Below are 21,407 nucleotides of genomic sequence, written 5' to 3' on the forward strand. Positions count from 1 at the left end.
TGCGCCGGGCCATTGCGGCCTGCGGCGCATTGTCGCCCGGGGGCGGCGCGAGGCTGATCGTGCCCACGCTCCCGCGTGGGCACGCCTCCGGGGACGCTCCGCGTCCCGAAGGTGCTGTCAGTGCACGCGCTGGCCCGGCTTAGCACCGGCGTCCGGGCTGAGCAGGAAGATCTCCTCGCCGCCGGGGCCGGCGGCCAGCACCATGCCCTCGGACAGGCCGAACTTCATCTTGCGCGGCGCGAGGTTGGCGACGTACAGGGTCAGGCGGCCTTCCAGCTGGCTCGGGTCCGGGTAGGCGGACTTGATGCCGGAGAACACGTTGCGTTTGGCGTCGCCGATGTCCAGAGTCAGGCGCAGCAGCTTGTCGGCGCCCTCGACGAACTCGCACTTCTCGATCAGGGCGATGCGCAGATCCACCGCAGCGAAGGCGTCGAAGTTGATCTCGGGGGCCAGCGGCTCCTTGACCAGCTCGCCGTTGCCTGCGGGGGCGGCGGCTTCGGTGGACTGGGCGGCGAGGTCTTCCTTGGAGGCTTCGATCATGGCGTCAATCTTTGCAGGTTCGATACGGGTCATCAGCGGGGTGAACGGATTCAGCTGGTGGTTGGCCAGACGCAGCGCGTGGTCCTGCCAGGTCAGCGGGGCGATGTTGAGGAAGCCCTCGGCGGCGGCGGCCAGGTTGGGCAGCACCGGCTTGAGGAAGATCACCAGCTGGCGGAACAGGTTGACGCCGAAGGCGCAGATCTCCTGTACCTCGGCCTGCTTGCCCTCGACCTTGTTCAGCGCCCACGGCGCCTTGTCGGCGATCCAGGCGTTGGCGCGGTCGGCCAGGGCCATGATCTCGCGCATGGCGCGGCCGAAGTCGCGCTGCTCGTAGGCCTCGGCGATGCTCGGCGCGGCGACCTGGAAGGCGTCCCACAGCTCGGGCTCGGGATTGGCGTCGACCATCACCCCGCCGTTGCCCTTGTGGATGAAGCCGGCGCAGCGGCTGGCGATGTTGACCACCTTGCCGATCAGGTCCGAGTTGACCTTCTGCACGAAGTCCTCGAGGTTGAGGTCCAGATCGTCCACGCCGCGCGACAGCTTGCTGGCGTAGTAGTAGCGCAGGTACTCGGGATTGAGGTGGTCGAGGTAGGTACGCGCCTTGATGAAGGTGCCGCGCGACTTGGACATCTTCTGGCCGTTGACGGTCAGGTAGCCGTGCACGTTGACCGCGGTCGGCTTGCGGTAGCCCGCGCCTTCCAGCATCGCCGGCCAGAACAGGGTGTGGAAGTTGACGATGTCCTTGCCGATGAAGTGGTACAGCTCGGCGGTGGAATCCTTGTTCCAGAAGGCGTCGAAGTCCAGCTCCGGGCGGCGCGCGCAGAGGTTCTTGAAGCTGGCCATGTAGCCGACTGGGGCGTCCAGCCAGACGTAGAAGTACTTGCCCGGCTCGTCGGGGATCTCGAAGCCGAAGTAGGGCGCGTCGCGGGAGATGTCCCACTCCTGCAGGCCGCCGTCCAGCCATTCGGCGATCTTGTTGGCCACCGCGTCCTGCAGGGCGCCGCTGCGGGTCCACTCTTTCAGCATCGCCTCGAAGTCGGGGAGCTTGAAGAAGAAGTGCTTGGAGTCCTTGAGCACCGGGGTGGTGCCGGAGATCGCCGAGCGCGGGTCCTTCAGCTCGGTCGGCTCGTAGGTGGCGCCGCACTTCTCGCAGTTGTCGCCGTACTGGTCCTCGGCGGCGCACTTCGGGCAGGTGCCTTTGATGAAGCGGTCGGCGAGGAACATGCCCTTCTCGGGGTCGAAGTACTGGGTCACCGAACGGGTGGCGATGTGCCCGGCGTCGCGCAGCTTCAGGTAGATGCCGGTGGCCAGTTCGCGGTTCTCGATCGAGTGGGTCGAGTGGAAGTTGTCGAAGTTGACCAGGAAGTCGGCGAAATCGCCGCTGTGCTCGGCCTGCACACCGTCGATCAGCTGCTGCGGGGTGATGCCTTCCTTCTCGGCGCGCAGCATGATCGCCGAGCCGTGGGCGTCGTCGGCGCACACGTAGATGCACTGGTTGCCGCGCTGCTTCTGGAAGCGCACCCAGATGTCGGTCTGGATGTACTCGAGCATGTGGCCCAGGTGGATGGAGCCGTTGGCGTAGGGCAGGGCGCTGGTAACGAGAATCTGGCGGGGCTCGGACATGATGATCGGCTGCACTGGCGAAACAGGGAAAGGCGGGAACTATATAGGCACGGGCGGTTTTTTTCATCCGTGGGGGCTGGCGGTGCTGCGTGCGGCATCTTATGCGTAGGAAGGGAAACGGTCGCAGGCCTTTCCCGCCATGGCGCAGCGGCAGGGTGGGTGGCCAGCGCGTGGAGAATCGCTGCGCGAGTTTTCCACCCTGCAGCTCCGCGTGGGCCCGTCGCTCGGGTAGGATAGCCACCTGTTTCGCTCAACCATTTTCCGGGAGTCACCCATGAGTGCCGTCACCCGCGCCGCCGTCGAGGCGGTCCTGCGTCAGTACCTTGATCCGCATCTCGATCAGGACCCGGTCAGCGCCGGCTGCCTGCGCGACGTCGCCATCGACGGTGGCCGCGTGCGCGTGCGTCTGGAGCTGGGCTATGCCGCCGGCCTGTTCAAGGCCGGCTGGGCCGAGCTGCTCGAGTCCGGCCTGGAGAACCTCGACGGCGTGACCGAGGCGTCGGTGCAGGTGGACTGCGTGATCCCGGCGCACCAGGTGCCGGCGCAGACCCAGGCGCTGGCCGGGGTGAAGAACGTCATCGCCGTGGCCTCCGGCAAGGGCGGCGTCGGCAAGTCGACCACTGCCGCCAACCTGGCGCTGGCGCTGGCGCGCGAGGGCGCGCGGGTCGGCATCCTCGACGCCGACATCTACGGCCCCAGCCAGGGGCTGATGCTCGGCATCAAGGACGGCACCCGCCCGCAGGTGAAGGACGGCCAGTGGTTCGTGCCGCTCGAGGCTCACGGTGTGCAGGTGATGTCGATGGCCTTCCTTGCCGACGAGCGCACACCGATGGTCTGGCGCGGGCCGATGGCCTCCGGCGCGCTGCTGCAGTTGATCACCCAGAGCGCCTGGGACAACCTCGACTACTTGGTGGTGGACATGCCGCCGGGTACCGGCGACATCCAGCTGACCCTGGCGCAGAAGGTGCCGGTGGCCGGCGCGCTGATCGTCACCACCCCGCAGGACCTGGCCCTGCTGGATGCCAGGAAGGGCGTGGAGATGTTCGCCAAGGTCAACATCCCGGTGCTCGGCGTGGTGGAGAACATGGCGGTGCACGTCTGCTCCAGCTGCGGCCATGCCGAGCACCTGTTCGGCGAGGGTGGTGGCGCCAAGCTGGCCGCGCAGTACGGCGTCGAGGTTCTGGCCTCGCTGCCGCTGGCCATGGCGGTTCGCGAGCAGGCCGACGGCGGCAAGCCGACCGTGGTCGCCGAGCCGGACGGCCCGCTGGCGCTGACCTACCAGCTGCTGGCGCGCAAGGTCGGCGCGCGGCTGGCCCTTCAAGTCGGCAGCGTGGCGATGCCCAGCATCAGCATCAGCGAGGATTGAGCCGCGAGCACGGGCGGCGGCGCTGCCATTGCCCGTGCCGGGGAGAAATCGCGGGCATAAAAAAACCCGCCGAAGCGGGTTTTTTCGAGAAGTGCAGGTTAGATGACCTGAACTTCCTCGGCTTGCATGCCCTTCTGGCCGCGGGTCGCGACGAAGGAAACGGCTTGGCCTTCTTTCAGGCTCTTGAAACCGTCGCTCTGAATGGCACGGAAGTGTACGAAGAGGTCGTCGCCGGATTGCGGAGTGATGAAGCCGAAGCCTTTTTCATCGTTGAACCACTTGACGGTACCGGTTTGGCGATTAGACATGAAATGTCTCCTTGCATGAATTTGAAGTGTGGGTGCTCGGAAAATCCCGAGCTGGAACTGAGTGCAAGGAGTTAGGAGTCGTGGCGATGGTTGGATCGAAATCTAAACATGTTGCGATTCACGGTGACACATGCAGCAGCAGCCCAGTAACCATACGCGGTTTTCGTCAGGATGCGAGCTTTATTTTCGATTTCTTGTAGTCGGCGACCGGCGGTGCTCCCGAGTCGTTCCGCTTGCCCGCCATCGGCGGGCCTTTGAAGCGGGCCTTCGGCCCCGGTAAGATGCGCGCCTGATTCATTCACGCACAGCCCAAGCAGGACAGTCGCCATGAGCATCAAATCGGACAAGTGGATTCGCCGCATGGCCCTCGAGCACGGCATGATCGAGCCCTTCGTCGAGCGGCAGGTGCGCGGTGCCGAGTCCGAACGGGTGATCTCCTACGGCGTTTCCAGTTACGGCTACGACGTGCGTTGCGCCGACGAATTCAAGGTGTTCACCAACATCCATTCGGCCACCGTCGACCCGAAGAATTTCGACGAGAAGAGCTTCGTCGACGTCAAGGGGCCGGTGTGCATCATCCCGCCGAACTCTTTCGCCCTGGCGCGTACCGTCGAATACTTCCGCATCCCGCGCGACGTGCTGACCATCTGCCTGGGCAAGAGTACCTATGCGCGTTGCGGCATCATCGTCAACGTCACCCCGCTGGAGCCGGAGTGGGAGGGGCACGTGACCCTGGAGTTCTCCAACACCACCACCCTGCCGGCGAAGATCTACGCCAACGAGGGTGTGGCGCAGATGCTGTTCCTGCAGTCCGACGAGGCCTGCGAGGTGTCCTACAAGGATCGCGGCGGCAAGTACCAAGGTCAGGTCGGCGTGACGCTGCCCAAGGCCTGAGGCCGGGGCGGACCGAGACAACGACAAGCCGGGCCATGCAGCCCGGCTTTTTTGTGGCCGCTCGGCGGACAGGCTGCACGCCCCGTGCGCCGCCTGTACCTGCGGGTATGAGTTCAGCGCACCGGCGTCAGCAGCAGGCGCTGGTTGCCGTAGGCACGCTGCAGGTTGGCCTCGCGCAGGGGCAGGGGCGTGTAGCGGCCCTTGAGCAGTGCTTCCCGAGCGGCGGCGTGGTAAGGGCTGGTCGGGTGTTCGGACTGGCCGCGCACCTGTGCCTGCAGCGGCTCGTCGAGGGCGAAGTCGACCACCAGGCGCAGCGCCGGGGCGCTCCAGGCGTCGAAGCGGGTACCCCAGGAGCCGGCGGCGAGATTCACGGTGGAGTGGTCGCCTCCGGCCGGCAGCGGCGTGCGCGCACCGGCGAGCTGCGGGTAGCGGTGCAGTGCGCCCCACTGCCACCGGCGGCGGTCGCTGCCCAGTTGGCTGTCCAGCTGGGCGACCGCGGCGGCCAGGCTGCGGGCGAGGATGGCCGGCTTGTCCTCGACCTGCGGTGTGCGCCGGTCGTCCCAGAACGGGCTGTCGGCGCGGCCGAGCAGGTGGTCGGCCTGGGCCGAGTAGTTGAAGCGCGCCAGGTCGACGAAGGCCAGCCAGGCGGCGTCCTGTTCACCGCCGAGTTCGTCGAGGAAGGTCTGTCGTGCGCTTTCCTGCAGGAAGGCGGCGTACAGCGCGGCATCCGCCGAGTGTGCCGAGAGCTGGCCGTCGAAGACCTGCAGGCGGGCGAGCGCCAGCTCGGCGCGGGTGCGCTCGGCGGCGGGCAGGGTGGCGATGGCGCGTGCGAGCGGCTGCGCCAGCGCCGGGTCGGCGAGCAGGCTCTGGAGCTTGGCGGCGAACGGCGTGCGCTGGTCGTACTGCAGGGCGATCTGGCTGCGCGCATCGTGGCGGCGGTCGGCGGCGAGGCGTTCGGCGATGCGCTCGGCGCGCTCCGGGTAGTACCAGGCATTGGACAGTTGCACGCCATAGCCGCCCGGCACGCTGCGCTGGTTGGCGTCGCCCAGCCAGCCCTGTGGCGGGTCCTGGTCGTAGGGATGGAGCATGCTGTCGGCATAGCCGTCCCAGCCGTACTGGCGCTCCCAGCCGGGCGAGGGGAGCAGGCCGCGGCCGCTCCTGCGGTTCGGGTAGCGGCCGCCGACCTGCCAGGCGATGCTGCGCGCGTCGGCGTACAGCAGGTTGACCGCCGGGGCGCGGATCTCGCGCACCGCGTCGTGGGCGGCCTCCACCGAGGGCGCGCGCGACAGCTCGAAGAAGGCGTCCAGGCTGCGGTCGCCGGCGAACTCCGCGCGCTTGAGGGCGATGCCCAGGGGGCCGGTCGTGCCGCCGAGCAGCGGGCCGTGGGCGCTGGCGTAGAACGCCTCGCGCTGCGGACGCTGGCCGCGGACGAAGAAGGTTTCCTGGCGTTCGCGCAGTGGCAGCCACTGGCCGTCGGCGAGGTATTCCAGGCGTCCGCCGCTGCGCCGCAGCCGTTCGAGGAACAGGTCCTGGCTGTCGCCCATGCTGCGGCCGATGTTCCAGGCCAGCGAGCCGTTGAAGCCGGACAGCAGCAGCGGCAGGCCGGGCAGGGCGATGCCGCTGGCCTGGTAGCGCGGCGCGCGCAGCTGGACGAGGTGCCACAGTGGTGTCTCGCCGCTCTGGTGGCTGTCGCTGGCCAGCAGGCTGCGCCCGGAGTGGCTGCGCGGCGCGGCGACCGCCCACTGGCTGGAGAGATCGCCCTGCAGGTTCAGGCCGGCGAGGTGGCGCAGGTTGGCGGCCAGGCCGGCCAGCGCCCGGGTCTGCCCGCCGAGGGCGATGCCCTTGAGCTTGTCGGCTTCGTCGACCGGCAGCGGCTCGTCCGGGTAGGTCGGCAGCAGCCAGGCCAGTTGTTCGGCGCCGACCTTGTCGGCCAGCAGCAGGCCGGCGATCTCCTCCTGCAGGTTGCCGGCCAGCGCGAAATCGAGCAGGCAGAACAGCAGGGCCGAATCCTCCGCCTTCCAGTAGGCCGGCCGGTAGCCGCCGGCGCTGTACCTGTCGCGCTGGCGGAACAGGTAGGCGTTGACGCCGCGCGCATAGACCTCAAGGAACTGGCGCAGGCGCGGCGAGGCGTTCTGGTGGACGATCCGCGCATCGGCGCGCAGGTTCAGCGCGCGCATCAGGCGGTCGCCGTCCAGTGCCGCCGGCCCGGCGCGCTCGGCCAGGCGGCCCTCGGCCAGCAGGCGCAGGCCGAGCATCTGCTGCAGGCGGTCGCTGGCATGCACGTAGCCGAGGGCGAACAGTACGTCGTGGAAACTGTGACTCTCGATCAGCGGTACGCCCAGCGCGTTGCGGCGGATCGACACGCTCTGCGCCAGGCCCTTGAGCGGTTGCACGCCGCTGCTCGGCGGCAGGTCGGCGCCCTGGCGCTCCAGCCAGGCCTGGCAGCCGCCAAGGCCGAGCGTCGCGGCGAGCACGGCGCCGCTGAGCAGGGTGCGGCGGTGGAGGAAGGGCTGGAACATGGCAAGGCTCCTGGCTCGGGGCAGGCAGAGCGGCTGGGAAAAAGAGACCGGGATGGCGGATCGGGCGCCAAGGTAGTCGGGCGGCGCAGGCCTGGCAAGCGGCGGCGGACGCGCTGCGCGCCGGCCATGGGGGATGGCCGGCGCGCAGGGTTCAGGACTGGGCGCGCGGCGCCTGCAGGCCTTCGTCGAGCAGCCAGCGGGCGGCCTTGCGCGCCGCCGCCTTGTGCTGCAGTTCCAGCTCGCTGAAGCGCTTCTCGTGCTGACGCCGGGCGTCGCGAGGCAACGCCTTCCAGGCGGCATGGGTGGGGATGCCGGAGGTTTCCGCGAACAGCGTGTGGAAGACCTGGCAGTGCGCGTGGTTGCTCAGATGGATGTCGTAGTTGTCGAGCAGCACCTTGATGCGGATGGCGCCCTCGATCAGCGGCAGCTGCTCGTCGAGCAGGCTGCCGGCGAGCACGCGCAGGTCGCCGCCCAGGCGCTGTTGGCGCTCCTGCTCGGCGGCGGCGAGCGCCTTCTGCTGCTGCCACACCCGGCGCCACAGGTACAGGGCGTAGGCGGCGAGGGCCAGCACCAGCAGGCTGCCGGCCGCCAGCAGGGCGATGGACAGGGCGCTCATGGCCGCGTCAGGCGCCGTGGCACTTCTTGAACTTCGCGCCGCTGCCGCAAGGGCAGGGGTCGTTGCGGCCGACGTCCTTCAGCGGATTGCGCGTCGGCTCCTGGGCGGGGCCGTGGTTGCAGTGCGGGCCGTGGACATGGGGTTCGTGGTGGTGCGCATGATCGTGCGAATGGTCGCAGTGCGGACCATGGACGTGGGGCTGGTTGCTCATCGTTCACTCCGGAATGAAATCGCCGGGAATCACCTCGCCGCTGCGCTGCAGGTCGATGCTGCGACCGAACAGCAGGCCGGTCTTGACCTCGCCGTCGAGACGGTAGCGGATGGGTTGCTCGGGCTTCTCCAGTAGTTTGACGATGTATTTCATGTGCCGCCAGAGGTTGCTGTGCGCCGACACGGCAAACGACTCGTGACCGTGGGCCGGCACGGTGAACCACATCGGCGATTCGCCGTGGGCCAGCTGGATGTCGTTGAGGTGTACCTTATAGGCCAGACCGCGCACCGGCAGGCTGAAGTCGTTGGGGTTGTCGATGCGAAAGTGCAGCTTGAACTCCTGCTCCAGCAGGCGCGCGCGGATCAGCTCGACCTGGACCAGTTGCACGTCGGGATCCTTGAAGCCGCCGCCGAACCAGGTGGCGCAGCCGTTCAGACTGGCGCTGGCGAGCAGGATCAGCAGCAGGGCGAAGTTTCTTGTGGGTGATGCCGGAACAGACATGCGGTGACTCCGTTGGATGCCCGAGTGTAACAATCGACAGGCGGGCTGCAACGTGTGTTGCGAATATGTTGCAAGAAAAAGTCGTGCCATATTGCGCAGGGAAAAGGACAGGAGTGTGACGCCGATGGAAGTTTATGAAGTGATGCTGACCGGCGAACTGTTGCCCGGCTTCGAGGAGCAGGCAGTGCGCGAAGCCTTCGCGCGCCTGTTCCAGGTCGATGCCGCGCGGGTGGCGGCGCTGTTCTGCGGGCGGCCGGTGGTGATCAAGAGCGGCCTGGACGCGGCGGCGGCGGACAAGTACCGCCTGACTCTGGAGCGCATCGGCGTGTGCGTGCGGATCGAGCCGCTGCGTCCGGTCGAGGCGCCGGCGGCCACGGGCTGCGGCTTGTCGGTGGAACCGCGCGACGAGTACATGGCGGCGTTCCGCCATGTCGAGGCCCCGGACTTCGGCCTGGCCCCGCTGGGCGCCGATCTGCAGGATGCCCGTCCCCGGCCGCAGCCGCCGCAGCTCGACCTGCAGCGGCTCAGTCTGGCCCCGCCGGGCAGCGACCTGGGCCAGCTACGCGAGGCGCGCCCGTCCGTGCAGCCGCGCATCGAGCATCTGCGCCTGCTCGACTGATCCGCTACAGCAGCGGCGCGCAGCACTTCTTGAACTTCGCCCCGCTGCCGCACGGGCAGGGATCGTTGCGGCCCTGTGTCAGGCGCACCGTGGGGTCGATGAAGTACCAGCGGCCGTCCAGGCAGACGAAGTCCGAGCGCTCGCGGTGCGCCTGCTCGCCGCCGGCATCGCGCCAGCGGGCGGTGAAGGTCACCTGGGCGCGTGGCGGCGTGCCACCGAGCGGGCGATGCTCCTCCACCTGCAGGCCCAGCCACTGGCTCTGCGCGCTCCACTCGGCCATCGCCGCGCGATCCAGGGCCGCCTGCTGGGCGGGCAGGGTGGTGGCGACCAGATAGTCGATCAGGCCTCGCACGTAGGCGCTGTAGCGCGAGCGCATCAGCATCTCGGCGCTGTCCGGCAGGGCGCCGGCGTGGAAGCGGCCGCAGCAGTCGGCAAGAGCCAGGGTGCTGCCGCACGGGCAGAGGGTAGTCATCGGTGTTCCTGAAGGCATGGCAAGGGGGCGCAAGGGTAACCCTGCGGCCGGCTGGCGGCCAGACGCCGCGCTGCGTCCGTCGCCACGCTTCGACGCCCGGCTTGGCACTGCGCGGCGATGCCGCTAAGGTGGCGCATCGCCCGCGAGGAGCCTCCCATGAAACTGTTCAACCTGCTCGGCAGCCTGTCGGTCGCCGCCCTGTGGCTGGCGCTGGCCGGCAACCTGCTGCGCCCCTTCGCCGCGCCCTTCGACCTGCTGCTGCAGCTCGCCGCCGCCGGCCTGCTGGGCCTGCATCTGCTGCAGGCGTGGCTCTATCGGCGCGAACTGGGCGCCTGCGCCCGGCCGTGGCTGGCCACCCTCGGCGTGCTGTTGTGCGGTGCCTTCCGGCTGCCGCGCGAGCGGGCCGCGGTGGCGCCGCTGCTGCGTCCGCAGGCTAGTCGCGCCGACGCGCCTGCCGCCACGCCCGAGCCGCTGCGTTCGGCGGCCTGAGCCCGCCGCCCTGGCGGCGGCAGGCGCAATCGGTCTGCAGCCGCCGGCCCGGCGCGCTATCATAGCCAGCCATCCGGCTACTGAACGTATATCCAGCGCGCCCGCCATGCTCAGCAACGAACTCAAGTCCCAGATCCAGGGCGCCTACTCCCGTTTCCTCGAAGCCAAGGAACTCAAGCCGCGCTACGGCCAGCGGCTGATGATCGCCGAAGTGGCCAAGGGCCTCGGCGCCATCCCGGTCGACGACGAAGGCAAGCGTCAGGGCGATCCGGCCGTGGTGGCGGTGGAGGCCGGCACCGGCACCGGCAAGACCGTCGCCTACTGCCTGGCCACCATCCCGCTGGCCAAGAGCGCCGGCAAGCGCCTGGTGATCGCCACCGCCACCGTCGCCCTGCAAGAGCAGATCGTGTTCAAGGATCTGCCCGACCTGATGCGCAACAGCGGCCTCAACTTCAGCTTCGCCCTGGCCAAGGGTCGCGGCCGCTACCTGTGCCTGTCCAAGCTCGATCTGCTGCTGCAGGAGGGTGCCGCCCAGGGTGCCACCGCCCAGCTGTTCGAGGAGGAGGGCTTTCGCATCGACATCGACGCGGACAGCCAGAAACTGTTCACCAAGATGATCGAACGCCTGGCCGGCAACCGCTGGGACGGTGACCGCGACAGCTGGCCGGAGGCGCTGGAGGACGAACAGTGGGCGCGGCTGACCACCGACCACAGCCAGTGCACCGGCCGGCATTGCCCGAACTTCCAGCAGTGCGCCTTCTACAAGGCCCGCGAGGGCATGACCAAGGTCGACGTGATCGTCACCAACCACGACCTGGTGCTGGCCGACCTGGCCCTCGGCGGCGGCGCCATCCTGCCACCACCCGGCGACACCCTCTACGTGTTCGACGAGGGTCACCACCTGCCGGACAAGGCGATCAACCACTTCGCCCACTTCACCCGCCTGCGCGCCACCGCCGACTGGCTGGAGCAGGTCGCCAAGAACCTCACCCGCCTGCTGGCGCAGAACCCGCTGCCCGGCGAGTTCGGCCGGCTGATCGAGGGCATTCCCGAACTGGCGCGGGAAATCCGCGCCCAGCAGCAGTTCGTCTACAGCGCCTGCGAGGAAATCGGCGACTTCCGCCCCGGCGAGGACATGGAAGGTCGCGAGCGCCCACGCCACCGCTTCGCCGGCGGCGTGGTGCCCGAGCACCTGCGCGAGATGGGCATCGAGCTGAAGAAGGGCTTCAATCGCCTGACCGACCAGTTCACCCGCCTCAGCGAGATCCTCAAGGAGGCCATGGACGGCGACGGCAGCGCCGGGGTGACCAGCTACCAGGCCGAGGAGTGGTATCCGCTGTTCGGCAGCCTGCTGGCGCGGGCGCAGAGCAACTGGGAGCTGTGGGGCGCCTTTACCGCCGAGGACCCCGAGGACAGCCCGCCCACCGCGCGCTGGATGACCCTGGTGGAGAACGGCAGCTACCACGACATCGAGGTCAACGCCAGCCCGATCCTCGCCGCCGAGACCCTGCGCCGCCACCTGTGGAACGCCGCCTTTGGTGCCCTGGTGACCTCGGCGACCCTCACCGCGCTGGGCAGCTTCGACCGCTTCCGCATGCGCTCCGGCCTGCCGAAGGCCGCCGCCACCGCGGTGGTGCCGAGCCCGTTCCGTTACGCCGAGGCCGGCGTGCTGCGGGTGCCCGACCTCAAGGCCGACCCACGCAAGGCCGACGAGCACACCGCGGCGATCGTCCGCGAGCTGCCGGCGATGCTCGAAGGCGCGCGCGGCAGCCTGGTGCTGTTCTCCTCGCGCAAGCAGATGCAGGAGGTGTTCGACGGCCTCGACCGCGACTGGCGCAAGCGCGTGCTGATCCAGGGCAACCTGTCCAAGCAGGAGACGCTGAACAAGCACAAGGCGCGGGTCGACGACGGCGAGCCCAGCGTGCTGTTCGGCCTGGCCAGCTTCGCCGAGGGCGTCGACCTGCCCGGCGCCTGGTGCGAGCACGTGGTGATCGCCAAGATCCCCTTCGCCGTGCCTGACGATCCGGTCGAGGCGGCGCTGTCGGAGTGGATCGAGGCGCGCGGCGGCAACCCGTTCATGGAGATCGCCGTGCCGGACGCCTCGTTGCGCCTGATCCAGGCCTGCGGCCGCCTGCTGCGCACCGAGCAGGACACCGGCACCGTCAGCCTGCTGGATCGTCGCGTAGTCACCCAGCGCTACGGCAAGGCCATTCTCAACACCCTGCCGCCGTTCCGCCGGCAGATCGACTGAGTTCATAGTGTCGGTGCGCGCGACGCACCCGGCGCGTCGTGCGCGGCAGTCACGCCCGCGGCCGCGCGCCACCGTAAACTTGGCACAGGAGTCCCCATGCACATCCACGGCTATTTCGACCTGCAGTTCGAGGCAGTGAAGGACGCCTTCGCTGAGCTGTTCGACGAACCGCAGGAGCGCGGCGCCGCGCTGTGCGTGCAGGTCGGCGGCGAGACGGTGCTCGACCTGTGGGCCGGCATGGCCGACAGGGACGGTCAGGAGCCCTGGCACAGCGACACCCTCCTCAACCTGTACTCCTGCACCAAGGCCTTCACCGCCGTCGCGGCGCTGCAGCTGGTCGGCGAGGGCAAGCTGGAGCTGGACGCGCCGGTCGCCCGCCTGTGGCCCGAGTTCGCCGCCGCCGGCAAGCAGCACGTCACCCTGCGCCAACTGCTCAGCCATCGCGCCGGGCTGCCGGCGATCCGCCAGCCGCTGCCGCCGGAAGCCCTCTACGACTGGGAGGCGATGACCGCCGCGCTGGCCGCCGAGGCGCCGTGGTGGACGCCGGGCGACGGTCACGGCTACGCACCCATCACCTACGGCTGGCTGATCGGCGAACCGATCCACCGCGCCACCGGGCGCAATCCCGGCGAGGTGATCGTCGAGCGCACCGCGCGGCCGCTGGGCCTCGACTTCCACATCGGCCTGGCCGACAGCGAGTTCCACCGCATCGCCCACATCTCCCGCGGCAAGGGCAACCTCGGCGACGCCGCCGCCCAGCGCGTGCTCAACGCCATGCTGCGCGAGCCGCAGGCCATGACCACCCGCGCCTTCACCAACCCGCCGTCGATCATGACCAGCACCAACAAGCCGGAGTGGCGGCGCATGGCGCAGCCGGCGGCCAACGGCCACGGCAACGCGCGCAGCCTGGCCGGCTTCTACGCGGGACTGCTCGACGGCAGCCTGCTCGACAGCGCCCTGCTCGCCGAGATGACCCGCGAATACAGCCGGGGCGAAGACCGCACCCTGCTGACCTCCACCCGTCTGGGCCTGGGTCTGATGCTCGACCAGCCCGAGCTGCCCAACGCCACCTACGGCCTCGGCCGCCACGCCTTTGGCCACCCCGGCGCCGGCGGCTCCATCGGCTTCGCCGACCCCGAACGGGAAGTGGCGTTCGGCTTCGTGGTCAACACGCTGGGGCCGTACGTGCTGATGGACCCGCGGGCGCAGAAGCTGGCGCGGCTGGTGGGGGAGTGCCTGTAAGTGGGCGTCATGCCGGTGCTCGCGGAGCGCTGCAGTCGGTGGTGATGTGCCGGTATCGCTGTTGAGCCCGGATTTCGTGGCTGCACGCGTGGTTCGGAGCCGATCGGATTGCCCCTTCTAAATTCATCCTGACTCCAGCGGCAGCTCCAACGTGGCGACGAAGCCGCCGTCCGGGTGGTTGGCCAGGCCGAGCTGGCCGCCGTGGCGCTGGGCGGCACGGCGGGCGATGGCCAGGCCGAGGCCATGGCCGGGGCTGGCCTGGCCGGGGGCGCGGAAGAAGGGTTCGCCCAGGTGCGCCAGGTGTTCGGCGGCGACGCCGGGGCCGTGGTCGCGCACGCTGATGCTCAGCTGGCCGGCGTCGCGGCGGACGGCGACTTCCAGAGGCTGGTCGGCCGGGTTGAAGCGCGCGGCGTTGCGTAGCAGGTTGTCCAGCGCGCGCTCGAGCAGGTCCGGCCAGCCGGACAGTTGCAGCCCCTCCGGCACCTCGATGCAGATGGCCTGCTCGGGAGCGAGCAGGTGGGCGTCTTCGCGCAGCTTGCCGAGCAGCGCCGGCAGGTCGATGGGCTGGCGCTGGCTGCTCTCGCTGTCGACCCGCGCCAGTTCGAGGATCTCGCTGATCAGGGCTTCGAGGCGATCGCACTCCTGGCCCAGGCGCGGCCACAGGCGGGCGCGGGCTTCGGGGTCGGCGCGCTCGGCCAGGGCCAGGGCGACGCGCAGGCGCGCCAGCGGCGAGCGCAGTTCGTGGGAGACGTCGCGCAGCAGCTGGCGCTGGCTGCCGATCAGGTCCTGCAGGCGCGCACCCATGCGGTTGAAGTCGCGGGCCAGCACGCCCAGCTCGTCGCGCCGGCGGGCCAGGCGGGCCAGGCTGTGCTGCTGGTAGGTGGTGCGCCCGAGGTCGTGGACGGCGCTGCGCAGGCGGTCCAGCGGGCGGGTGATCGACAGGGTCAGCAGCAGGCTGAACAGGGTCATCACCACCAGGGCGATGCCCATGGCGCTGGCCGGCCAGAGCAGGCTGTCGAGGTGCCACTCGGCCAGTTCGGCCTTGGGGATGCGGTAGATGAACAGGTAGGTCTGGCCGCTTTCGGGGCTGGCGTATTCCTCGGTCAGGCGGCGCCAGGGCAGCCGCTCGCGGTGGCGCTGGCGGGCCTCGAAGGCCGCGGCGCGGCGCGGGAAGGTGCCCTGCACCAGCAGCTGGCCGCTTTCGTCGAGCACCTGCACGTCGATGTGGCGGCGATGCTTGTGGCGCTCCAGGTAGTGCTGGGCGGCGGCGGCGCCATGGTTCTCGTAGCGCTGCGTCCACTGTGCGGCGACGTTGTGGATGCCGGGGTGGCGGGCGAGGATCCAGGCGTCCTGATTCAGCGCATGGCCGAGCAGCAGGGACAGTCCGGCGACCACGGCGATGGCCAGCCAGAAGGTGGCGAAGATGCGCCAGAACAGGGAACGCATGGGTTCGGCTCTCGAACGCCTCGCGGCGAGCGCCGTCGGGCGGCCCGCCAGCGAGGCTGGGGGTGGGGTTACTGGGCCTTCTGCTCGCGCTCGGCTTTCCAGGCTTCGAACTCGGTGCGTTCGGCGCGGCGCTGTTCGCGCTCCTTGCTCAGTTCGTCGAAGCGCTTCTGCTGCTCGGCAGTCAGGGTGTCGCGGATGGCCTTCTGCTGCTTGTCGCGGTTGGCCTGCAGTTCCTTCTCCATGGCGGCCTTGTCGGCGGCCGGCAGCTTGTCCAGGTAGCGCTGGACGATGGCGCGGTGTTCCTTCATCTGCTCGCGCTGGGCATCGCGGATCTTGCGGTGTTGCTCGCGGTCGAGATCGAGGCCGCGCATCATGTGCGTGGCGTCGCCTTTCATGTGGTGCGCGCCGTGGCCGTAACCGTCGCCCATGCCGGGGCCGGCGATGGCCAGGGTGGGGAGGGCGGCGGCGAGCAGCAGGGCGGTGAGGGTCTTGCGCATGATCGTTTCCTCTCTCGTGGTCGGCGGGGTGCCGGATGAGTTCAGTCTAGGGCGCGCAAGGTCAACGGCCGTCAGGCGAGGGTAAATCCGCGGTAAAGGGGTCAGGGCGCGTAGTAGTAGCCGCGCCCGCGGCTGGCCATGATCCGCGAGCGACCGTCGGCATGGGCGCCGAGTTTCTTGCGCAGGTTGCTGATGTGCATGTCCAGGCTGCGGTCGTAGAGGGTCAGTTTGCGGCCGAGGGCGAGCTGGGCGAGCGCCTGCTTGTCCAGCGGCTCGCCGGGCTGGCCGAGCAGGGCTTCGAGGATGCGGCTCTCGGAGAGGGTCAGGGCGACTTCCTGCTCGCCGAGCATGGCCACCCCGCGGCTCGGGCTGTAGCTCAGATCGCCCAGCTCCAGGCGGGTGTTGCTGGCCGTGCTGCCCGGCTGCACGCGGCGCAGCACGGCGCGCAGCCGGGCGGTCAGCTCGCGCGGGTCGCACGGCTTGGCCAGGTAGTCGTCGGCACCCAGTTCCAGGCCGAGGATGCGGTCCAGCGGCTCGCCGCGCGCCGAGAGCATCAGTACCGGCAGCTCGGGGTGTTCGCCGCGCAACTGCTTGAGCAACTCCAGGCCGCTGCCGTCGGGCAGCATCACGTCGAGCACCACGGCGTCCGGCGCCTGCCCGGCGAGGGCGGCGCGGGCGCTGGCGCCGTCGTGGCAGGCGCGTACCTGGAAGCCTTCCTGCTGCAGCCAGGTGGCGAGCAGCTCGGTCAGTTCGCGGTCGTCGTCGATCAGCAGCAGGTCGTTCATGGCGGTCGGGGTATCCGGGCGGCGAAGGGTCAGGGCAGAACCTGGCGGAACGGCTTGACCAGCACGTCGGCATACACGCCGGCGGCACGGTAGGGGTCGGCGTCGGCCCAGGCGCGGGCGGCGTCGAGGGAGTCGAATTCGGCGACGATCAAGCTGCCGCTGAAGCCGGCGCTGCCGGGGTCGTTGCTGTCGATGGCCGGGTGCGGGCCGGCCAGCACCAGGCGGCCGGCATCGCGCAGGGCGTGCAGGCGTTCGAGGTGCGCCGGGCGGGCAGCCAGGCGCGCGTCGAGGGAGTTGGCGGCATCGGTGGCGATGATGGCGTAGAGCATGGCGATCCTTTCGGAGTGGGCCGCAAGGCGGCGCAGGAAGGCAGGGGAGAGCGGCGCGATGGCGGAATTTCGTCGTCGGCGCGCCATGAACGGCGGTGAAAGCGCATAATAACAGACCACAAAAGACGGAAAAGATCGCCATGCTTGCCGACCTGCACTGCCACAGTACCGCCTCCGATGGGCTGCTGACGCCCAGCGCCCTGGTGGAACGGGCCTGCGCGCAGGGCGTGGAGCTGCTGGCGCTGACCGACCACGACACCCTCGAAGGACTGGCCGAGGCGCATGCCGCGGCGGCGGCACTGGGCCTGACCCTAGTCGACGGCGTCGAGCTGTCCTGCACCTGGGGCGGTGCGACCATCCATGTGCTCGGCTACGGCTTCGACCCCGCCGCGCCGGCCCTGGGCGAGGCGCTGGCGGCGCTGCACGCCGGGCGCTGGGCGCGCGCCGAGGAGATCGGCCGGCGGCTCGCCGCCAAGGGCATGCCCGGCTGCTTCGAGGGCGCCTGCCAGGTGCAGCAGGCGCGCGGCGAGAGCGGCAACGCGCCGTCGCGGCCGCACTTCGCCGGCTACATGGTGGCCGCCGGCTACGTCAAGGACCATGCCCAGGCGTTCCAGCGCTGGTTGGGCGCCGGCAAGCTCGGCGACGTCAAGCAGCACTGGCCGACCCTCGACAGCACCCTGCAGACCTTGCGCCAGTCGGGGGCCTGGATCAGTCTGGCGCATCCCTGCCACTACGACTTTACTCGCAGCAAGCGGCGCCGCCTGGTGAGCGATTTCGCCGCCGGCGGTGGCCATGCCCTCGAGGTCGCCAACGGCCCGCAGGTGGACAGCCAGGTCGGCATGCTCGCCATCCTCGCCCGCGAGTTCGGCCTGCTGGCCAGCGCCGGCAGCGATTTTCACGGACCGCGCCTGTGGTCCGAGCTGGGCCGCTACCGCGGCCTGCCGGACGACCTGCCGCAACTGGCGACACGGCTGCGCGACCGGCAATCCCCACCCGCATAAGGAAACGTCATGGGCCAGTTCTTTCAGATCCACGCGGAAAACCCGCAAGCACGGCTGGTCAAGCAGGCCGTGGACATCATTCGCGCCGGCGGCGTGGTGGTCTATCCCACCGACTCCTCCTACGCGCTCGGCTGCAAGCTGGGCGACAAGGCGGCGCTGGACCGCATCCGCCACCTGCGCCGGCTGGACGACAAGCACAACTTCACCCTGGTGTGCCGCGACCTGTCGCAGCTGGGCGAGTACGCCAAGGTCGACACCAGCGCCTTCCGCCTGCTCAAGGCGCACACGCCGGGGCCGTACACCTTCATCCTCGACGCCACCCGCGAGGTGCCGCGCATGCTGCTGCATCCCAAGCGGCGCACCATCGGCCTGCGCGTGCCGGCCAATCCCATCGCCCAGGCGCTGCTGGCCGAACTGGGCGAACCGCTGATGAGCGTGACGCTGATCCTGCCGGGCGACCAGGAGGCCCTCAACGATCCCTACGAGATCCGCGAGCGCCTGGAAAAGCTGGTCGACCTGATCATCGACGGCGGCTATGGCGGCCTGGAGCCGTCCACGGTGGTCAGCCTGGTGGACGGCGATCCCCAGGTGCTGCGCGAGGGCTGTGGCGACCCGCAGCCGTTCCGGGTGCAGGCCTGACGGTGGTGGATGTACCCGGTGACTGAACAGCAACCGTCCCCCGACGCAGCGCTGCACGGCGGCGGCGAGCCCAGCGCGCCGCCGGCGCGCGTCTATGGCCGCGACTTCACCGACCTGCCGCAGGACCTGTACATCCCGCCGGATGCCCTGGAGGTGTTCCTCGACGCCTTCGAGGGGCCGCTCGACCTGCTGCTCTACCTGATCCGCAAGCAGAACATCGACATCCTCGACATCCCGGTGGCGGATATCACCCGCCAGTACATGGGCTACGTCGAACTGATGAAGAGCGTGCGCCTGGAGCTGGCCGCCGAGTATCTGGTGATGGCGGCGATGCTCGCCGAGATCAAGTCGCGCATGCTGCTGCCGCGCTCCAGCGAGGCGAGCGCCGAGGAGGACGATCCGCGCGCCGAGCTGATCCGCCGCCTGCAGGAGTACGAGCGCTTCAAGCAGGCCGCCGAGGAGCTGGACGCCCTGCCGCGGGTCGGTCGCGAGCTGCATGTGCCGCAGCTGCCGGCCCCCGAGGCGCGCGCGCGCACCCTGCTACCGCAGGTGTGCCTGGAGGAAGTGCTGCTGGCGATGGCCGAGGTGATGCGCCGCGCCGAGCTGTTCGAGAGCCACCAGGTGACCCGCGAACTGCTGTCCACCCGCGAGCGGATGAGCGAGGTGCTCGAACGCCTGGCCGGCGGCGACTTCGTCGCTTTCGCCACGCTGTTCGGTGTCGAGGAGGGGCGCCTCGGCGTGGTGGTGACCTTCATGGCGATCCTCGAACTGATCAAGGAGTCGCTGGTCGAGCTGGTGCAGAACGAGCCGTTCGCGCCCATCCATGTGCGCCTGCGCGGCGAATCCGCGGCCGTCATTACCCAGGAGTCCGAACCGGCATGAACCTCAACGATCCCCGGCAACTGGCCCCTTTGCTGGAGGCCATCCTGCTGGCGGCGGGCAAGCCGCTGTCCATCGAAGCCCTCGGCGAGCTGTTCGAGGAGGTCGAGCGACCCTCGCCCAAGCTGCTGCGCGAGGCCCTTGGCATACTGGGCGGCAGCTGCCTGGGGCGCGGTTTCGAGCTGTGCGAGGTGGGCTCGGGCTACCGCCTGCAGGTGCGCGCGCGCTTCGCGCCCTGGGTCGGGCGGCTCTGGGAGGAACGCCCGCAGCGCTACTCGCGGGCCCTGCTGGAGACCCTGGCGCTGATCGCCTATCGCCAGCCGATCACCCGTGGCGAGATCGAGGACGTGCGCGGCGTGGCGGTCAACAGCAACATCATCCGCACCCTGCAGGAGCGCGAGTGGATCCGCGTGGTCGGACATCGCGAGGTGCCGGGGCGTCCGGCGCTGTTCGCCACCACCCGCGGCTTTCTCGACGACTTCAACCTGAAGAGCCTCGACGAGCTGCCGCCTCTGGCCGTGCTGCGCGAACTGGAGCCGCAGTTGCCGGCGCCCGACGAGGACGACGACCCGGCGGTGCCGGCCAGTCTGCAGGCGCGCGCCGATCTGGCGCTGGCCGAGGCGGGTGAAGACGGCGAGGGCGTCGAGCCGGCCGAAGCGGCGGCGGAAACCAGCTTCCGCAGCCTGCTGGCCGAGCTGGATGCCATGGAGCAGGGCCTCAAGAGCGACTTCGAGGACCTGCCGCTGCCGGCGCTGGCCGAGGCGGACGCGCTGTCCGGTGCGGCAGGGCCGGACACCGACGATGAGCGGCAGGGCTGAGCGCTTGCCAGCGCCCCGGCTGCCGTCCAGTCTTGTCGGGTGCGTGGCGCCGGTCATCGGCGTATGATGCGCGCCCGCTCCGCGTCGCGGAGTCAGTTCACAGAATCCGGTTCCACCGGGAGGTGCCCAGCATGAACGAAAGCATTCAGCACGAAGAACACAGCCCGCTCGGCGAAAAGCTGCAGAAGGTCCTGGCACGAATGGGCGTCGGCTCGCGCCGCGACGTCGAGGCCTGGATCGCCCAGGGCCGCATCAAGGTCAACGGCGTCGACGCCACCCTCGGTCTGCGCGTGCAGCCCGGCGACGCCATTGCTCTCGACGGCCGCCTGCTGCGCCGCGAGGAAGAGGACCAGGTGGTGCGCCGGGTGCTGATCTACAACAAGCCCGAGGGCGAGGTCTGCACCCGCTCCGATCCGGAAGGCCGGCCGACCGTGTTCGACCGCCTGCCGCGGCCCAAGAACGGCCGCTGGATCAACATCGGCCGTCTCGACATCAACACCACCGGCCTGCTGCTGTTCACCACCGACGGCGAGCTGGCCAACCGCCTGATGCACCCCTCCTACGAGATGGACCGCGAGTACGCGGTGCGCGTGCGCGGCGAAGTCACCGACGAGATGATCGAGAACCTGAAGAACGGCGTGATGCTCGAAGACGGCCCGGCGCGCTTTACCGACATCAAGCAGGCGCCCCAGGGCGACGGCTTCAACCACTGGTTCCACTGCGTGGTGATGGAAGGCCGCAACCGCGAAGTGCGTCGCCTGTGGGAGTCCCAGGGGCTGGTGGTCAGCCGCCTGAAGCGCGTGCGCTTCGGTCCGGTGTTCCTCACCGCCGACCTGTCTGTCGGTCGCTGGCGCGAGATGGGGCAGGGCGAGGTGGACATCCTCGCCGCCGAGGTCGGCCTCAAGCCGCTGGCGCTGCCGGGCATGAAGGGCAAGGCCCGCGAGAAGCTCGACCGTATGCAGCGCAAGTCGGGCAAGCCGGTGGCCGAAGCCCGCCAGGGCGGTCGCGGCACGCGCGACGAGGCGCGCGGCGACAACCGCGGGCGGGGTCGTGGCGATGCGCGCGGCGAAGGCCGTGGCCAGCAGGGCACGCCGCTGGCCGAGCGTCCGGCCGACGTCAATCGCGGCAAGCGTCCGGGCAAGCCGCGCGAGGAACGCGCCAACCCCAACCTCACCGAGCGCCCGTCGCGCAAGCCGGCGGCGCCGCAGAACCCGCGCCGTCCGCAGCCGGCCGGCGAAGGCCAGCGTCCGGGCTTCCGTCGCCGCTGAGTGGCGATCCTCTCCGGCGCCCTGGTGGCGCCGGATTTCATTGTGCCCCGCGCTGTCGTGCGTGCCGACTAGCCAGGCAGTCGCGTCGTGCGGC

General features: G+C 69.7%; 22 protein-coding genes. 11 read left to right on the forward strand and 11 right to left on the reverse strand.

Translation table 11 applies throughout. From position 1 onward, the window contains the following. Positions 1-117: 117 nt before the first annotated feature. Positions 118-2,163, reverse strand: a complete 2,046-nt coding sequence (gene metG, locus BLU22_RS10730) for a methionine--tRNA ligase (protein WP_090216391.1) — start codon at positions 2,161-2,163, stop codon at positions 118-120. A gap of 274 nt (positions 2,164-2,437) precedes the next feature. Here metG and apbC point away from each other — a divergent pair, with 274 nt between their 5' ends. Continuing rightward, positions 2,438-3,529 carry an iron-sulfur cluster carrier protein ApbC gene (gene apbC / locus BLU22_RS10735; RefSeq protein WP_090214304.1) on the forward strand — a complete coding sequence of 364 codons (1,092 nt, stop codon included), beginning with the start codon at positions 2,438-2,440 and terminating at the stop codon, positions 3,527-3,529. Positions 3,530-3,627: 98 nt separating this feature from the next. On the opposite strand, the gene BLU22_RS10740 is transcribed toward apbC, so the two are convergent. Further along, positions 3,628-3,837 carry a cold-shock protein gene (locus tag BLU22_RS10740; RefSeq protein WP_090214305.1) on the reverse strand — a complete coding sequence of 70 codons (210 nt, stop codon included), beginning with the start codon at positions 3,835-3,837 and terminating at the stop codon, positions 3,628-3,630. Between the two features lie 327 nt (positions 3,838-4,164). On the opposite strand from BLU22_RS10740, the gene dcd reads away from it, so the two are divergent. Next, positions 4,165-4,731, forward strand: coding sequence for a dCTP deaminase (gene dcd, locus BLU22_RS10745; protein ID WP_090214307.1), 567 nt, complete (start codon positions 4,165-4,167; stop codon positions 4,729-4,731). Positions 4,732-4,844: 113 nt separating this feature from the next. Here dcd and BLU22_RS10750 read toward each other — a convergent pair whose 3' ends face one another. The 4 genes from BLU22_RS10750 to BLU22_RS10765 all read right to left on the reverse strand — a co-directional run bounded on the left by BLU22_RS10750 (position 4,845) and on the right by BLU22_RS10765 (position 8,578). Then, positions 4,845-7,250 (reverse strand): penicillin acylase family protein, encoded by a 2,406-nt coding sequence (locus tag BLU22_RS10750; RefSeq protein ID WP_090214308.1) that lies wholly within the window; start codon positions 7,248-7,250, stop codon positions 4,845-4,847. A gap of 151 nt (positions 7,251-7,401) precedes the next feature. Next, entirely contained in the window at positions 7,402-7,866 is a 465-nt protein-coding gene (locus BLU22_RS10755) for a DUF2489 domain-containing protein (protein ID WP_090214309.1), read from the reverse strand. A 7-nt stretch (positions 7,867-7,873) separates the two neighbouring features. Beyond that, positions 7,874-8,077: an SEC-C metal-binding domain-containing protein gene (locus tag BLU22_RS10760; protein WP_090214311.1), complete on the reverse strand. Its 204-nt coding sequence runs from the start codon at positions 8,075-8,077 to the stop codon at positions 7,874-7,876. A gap of 3 nt (positions 8,078-8,080) precedes the next feature. Continuing rightward, a complete protein-coding gene (locus tag BLU22_RS10765) occupies positions 8,081-8,578 on the reverse strand; it encodes an LEA type 2 family protein (RefSeq protein WP_090214312.1) in 498 nt (165 codons plus the stop codon). 124 nt (positions 8,579-8,702) lie between these two features. Here BLU22_RS10765 and BLU22_RS10770 point away from each other — a divergent pair, with 124 nt between their 5' ends. Then, the gene (locus BLU22_RS10770; protein WP_090214314.1) at positions 8,703-9,197 is read left to right on the forward strand and encodes a hypothetical protein; all 495 of its coding nucleotides are present in this window, start codon (positions 8,703-8,705) and stop codon (positions 9,195-9,197) included. Positions 9,198-9,201: 4 nt separating this feature from the next. Here BLU22_RS10770 and BLU22_RS10775 read toward each other — a convergent pair whose 3' ends face one another. Next, positions 9,202-9,669: a YchJ family protein gene (locus BLU22_RS10775; protein WP_090214316.1), complete on the reverse strand. Its 468-nt coding sequence runs from the start codon at positions 9,667-9,669 to the stop codon at positions 9,202-9,204. A gap of 156 nt (positions 9,670-9,825) precedes the next feature. Between BLU22_RS10775 and BLU22_RS10780 the strand changes: the two genes are divergently transcribed. From BLU22_RS10780 to BLU22_RS10790, 3 genes are all read left to right on the forward strand, one after another. Then, a complete protein-coding gene (locus BLU22_RS10780) occupies positions 9,826-10,158 on the forward strand; it encodes a DUF1145 domain-containing protein (protein ID WP_157718991.1) in 333 nt (110 codons plus the stop codon). A gap of 106 nt (positions 10,159-10,264) precedes the next feature. After that, the gene (gene dinG / locus BLU22_RS10785) at positions 10,265-12,409 is read left to right on the forward strand and encodes an ATP-dependent DNA helicase DinG (RefSeq protein ID WP_090214319.1); all 2,145 of its coding nucleotides are present in this window, start codon (positions 10,265-10,267) and stop codon (positions 12,407-12,409) included. Positions 12,410-12,505: 96 nt separating this feature from the next. Beyond that, positions 12,506-13,651, forward strand: coding sequence for a serine hydrolase domain-containing protein (locus BLU22_RS10790; protein ID WP_090214321.1), 1,146 nt, complete (start codon positions 12,506-12,508; stop codon positions 13,649-13,651). 123 nt (positions 13,652-13,774) lie between these two features. Here the strand turns inward: BLU22_RS10790 and BLU22_RS10795 are convergent, their stop codons facing one another. From BLU22_RS10795 to BLU22_RS10810, 4 genes are all read right to left on the reverse strand, one after another. Further along, complete coding sequence (locus tag BLU22_RS10795; protein ID WP_090214322.1) at positions 13,775-15,097, reverse strand: sensor histidine kinase; 1,323 nt, start codon at positions 15,095-15,097, stop codon at positions 13,775-13,777. 68 nt (positions 15,098-15,165) lie between these two features. Continuing rightward, positions 15,166-15,594, reverse strand: coding sequence for a hypothetical protein (locus BLU22_RS10800; protein ID WP_090214324.1), 429 nt, complete (start codon positions 15,592-15,594; stop codon positions 15,166-15,168). Positions 15,595-15,695: 101 nt separating this feature from the next. Continuing rightward, positions 15,696-16,379, reverse strand: coding sequence for a response regulator transcription factor (locus BLU22_RS10805; RefSeq protein ID WP_090214325.1), 684 nt, complete (start codon positions 16,377-16,379; stop codon positions 15,696-15,698). A 29-nt stretch (positions 16,380-16,408) separates the two neighbouring features. Further along, the gene (locus BLU22_RS10810) at positions 16,409-16,708 is read right to left on the reverse strand and encodes a YciI family protein (RefSeq protein WP_090214327.1); all 300 of its coding nucleotides are present in this window, start codon (positions 16,706-16,708) and stop codon (positions 16,409-16,411) included. Positions 16,709-16,848: 140 nt separating this feature from the next. On the opposite strand from BLU22_RS10810, the gene BLU22_RS10815 reads away from it, so the two are divergent. The 5 genes from BLU22_RS10815 to rluB all read left to right on the forward strand — a co-directional run bounded on the left by BLU22_RS10815 (position 16,849) and on the right by rluB (position 21,313). Next, positions 16,849-17,709: a PHP domain-containing protein gene (locus BLU22_RS10815; protein WP_090214329.1), complete on the forward strand. Its 861-nt coding sequence runs from the start codon at positions 16,849-16,851 to the stop codon at positions 17,707-17,709. A gap of 9 nt (positions 17,710-17,718) precedes the next feature. Continuing rightward, positions 17,719-18,348 carry an L-threonylcarbamoyladenylate synthase gene (locus BLU22_RS10820; RefSeq protein WP_090214331.1) on the forward strand — a complete coding sequence of 210 codons (630 nt, stop codon included), beginning with the start codon at positions 17,719-17,721 and terminating at the stop codon, positions 18,346-18,348. Between the two features lie 51 nt (positions 18,349-18,399). Continuing rightward, complete coding sequence (locus BLU22_RS10825; RefSeq protein ID WP_394327552.1) at positions 18,400-19,230, forward strand: segregation and condensation protein A; 831 nt, start codon at positions 18,400-18,402, stop codon at positions 19,228-19,230. Beyond that, positions 19,227-20,045, forward strand: a complete 819-nt coding sequence (gene scpB / locus BLU22_RS10830; protein WP_090214334.1) for an SMC-Scp complex subunit ScpB — start codon at positions 19,227-19,229, stop codon at positions 20,043-20,045. Before BLU22_RS10825 ends, scpB begins: the two co-directional genes overlap by 4 nt. A gap of 131 nt (positions 20,046-20,176) precedes the next feature. Further along, entirely contained in the window at positions 20,177-21,313 is a 1,137-nt protein-coding gene (gene rluB, locus BLU22_RS10835) for a 23S rRNA pseudouridine(2605) synthase RluB (RefSeq protein ID WP_090214335.1), read from the forward strand. The last annotated feature ends 94 nt before the right edge of the window (positions 21,314-21,407 follow it).

Origin of the sequence: Pseudomonas guangdongensis (assembly GCF_900105885.1) — a bacterium.
In the GTDB taxonomy this organism is placed as follows: Bacteria; Pseudomonadota; Gammaproteobacteria; order Pseudomonadales; family Pseudomonadaceae; genus Geopseudomonas; species Geopseudomonas guangdongensis.